This window comes from Polaromonas sp. P1_G4, assembly GCF_056405475.1.
Window position 1 is genome coordinate 1 of sequence record NZ_JBFUCA010000747.1, and the last position, 1,575, is coordinate 1,575.

The following is a 1,575-nucleotide window of genomic DNA, read 5'->3' on the forward strand; positions in this document are numbered from 1 at the left end:
GCGCTTGATAATCGCACAGGTTTGATAGCCATCCAGGCGGGGCATCAAAATGTCGCAGAAAATCAGGTTGGGTTCGTAGTCGTTGACCTTGGACAGGGCATCAAACCCGTCTTCGGCCAACAATACCTCATGCCCCCCCTGCTTCAGGAATATCTCGGCGCTGCGCCGAATGGTATTGCTGTCATCGATGACCAAAACCTTCAGTCCGGAACTGGGAATACTCACTGCCTATGCTCCTCATGTTGCAGGCCCTCGGCAAATGCCGGCCTGCGATTGTCCAGGCAAGTGCCTAAGACGCTTAAATCTGAACCATTTCAAAGTCTTCCTTGCGGGCTCCGCATTCGGGACAGGTCCAGTTCATGGGCACTTGCGCCCACGGCGTCCCGGCGGCAATCCCGTGTTCGGGCGCACCGGCAGCTTCGTCGTAAATCCACCCACAAATTAAACACATCCACGTCATTGATTGAGTCACAGCTTAAGTTGCCTTCGAATAGAATGCAACAATTGTATCGAGGCGGCGTTGCTTATTCGCGTACAAGGCAAAATCGCAGCCTATGGCAAACCCCAAAAATCCTCAACTGGACAGCCGACAACTCCAAATCGAGGATACCGACGCATCGCCGGCTTGCGTCATGACATTCAACGCCAACGACCCCAGCGGAGCGGGCGGATTGACTGCTGATATTGCATCGATCACTTCTGCCGGAGCCCACGCGCTGGCAGTTGTAACAGGCGCTTATGTGCGCGACACGGCCGAAATTTTCGACCATTTTTCATTCGACGAAGAGGCCGTAACCGACCAGGCCCGCTCGGCGCTGGAAGACATGGCGGTATCCGCCATCAAGGTCGGGTTTGTCGGCAGCCCCGAGAACATCAGCACCATTGCCGAGATCGCCTCGGACTATGCCGATGTGCCGCTGATCGCCTATATGCCCAACCTGTCGTGGTGGGAAGAAAGCGAAATCGACAGCTATCTGGACGCCTTTCGCGAGCTGATGCTGCCGCAAACCACAGTGTTGGTCGGCAACCACAGCAGCCTGTGGCGCTGGCTGCTGCCGGACTGGTCCGGGGAGCGCAATCCCTCGGCTCGGGATATTGCCAAGGCCGCCGCCGACCTGGGTGTTCCCTACACGCTGGTCACCGGAATCCCCATGCCCGACCAATTCATCGACAACGTGCTGGCCACGCCGCAAGCCGTGCTTTACAGCGAGAAATTCGAACGTTTCGAGGCGGTCTTTGCCGGTGCAGGTGATACGCTGTCTGCGGCCCTTTGCGCATTGCTGGCCAACGGCCATGACCTGCAGGCGGCCACCTCCGAGGCACTGACTTACCTGGACCACAGCCTGGATGCCGGCTTTCATCCCGGCATGGGCAATATCGTGCCGGACCGCCTGTTCTGGGCACAGGCTGATGTCGATGAATCCGAAGACGAAACGGCTGATGCCGAGCCTGGCGATGATGCCGCCCTGGTTTTGAAGACTGAAATTGACCTGCCCCCCAATGGAACAACCAAACACTAAGCCCCCTGCCAAGCCCCTTTCCGCCGAACTCTCCCGCAACAACGCGCTGTTTGAG

At 57.7% G+C, this 1,575-nt stretch carries 3 protein-coding genes; 1 reads left to right on the plus strand and 2 read right to left on the minus strand.

The features are described 5' to 3' along the window. Together AC1D1X_RS22945 and AC1D1X_RS22950 are read right to left on the minus strand one after the other, a co-directional pair. Positions 1-225 (minus strand): response regulator (locus AC1D1X_RS22945; RefSeq protein ID WP_477699292.1); only part of this gene is annotated, 225 nt, incomplete at its 3' end. A gap of 73 nt (positions 226-298) precedes the next feature. Further along, positions 299-472 carry a rubredoxin gene (locus AC1D1X_RS22950; protein WP_092131853.1) on the minus strand — a complete coding sequence of 58 codons (174 nt, stop codon included), beginning with the start codon at positions 470-472 and terminating at the stop codon, positions 299-301. Positions 473-554: 82 nt separating this feature from the next. Between AC1D1X_RS22950 and thiD the strand changes: the two genes are divergently transcribed. After that, positions 555-1,520 carry a bifunctional hydroxymethylpyrimidine kinase/phosphomethylpyrimidine kinase gene (gene thiD / locus AC1D1X_RS22955; RefSeq protein WP_477668346.1) on the plus strand — a complete coding sequence of 322 codons (966 nt, stop codon included), beginning with the start codon at positions 555-557 and terminating at the stop codon, positions 1,518-1,520. The last annotated feature ends 55 nt before the right edge of the window (positions 1,521-1,575 follow it).

Coding starts and splice junctions, on each gene's coding strand:
- thiD (WP_477668346.1), top strand. CDS start 555: ATGGCAAACCCCAAAAATCCTCAACTGGACAGCCGACAACTCCAAATC.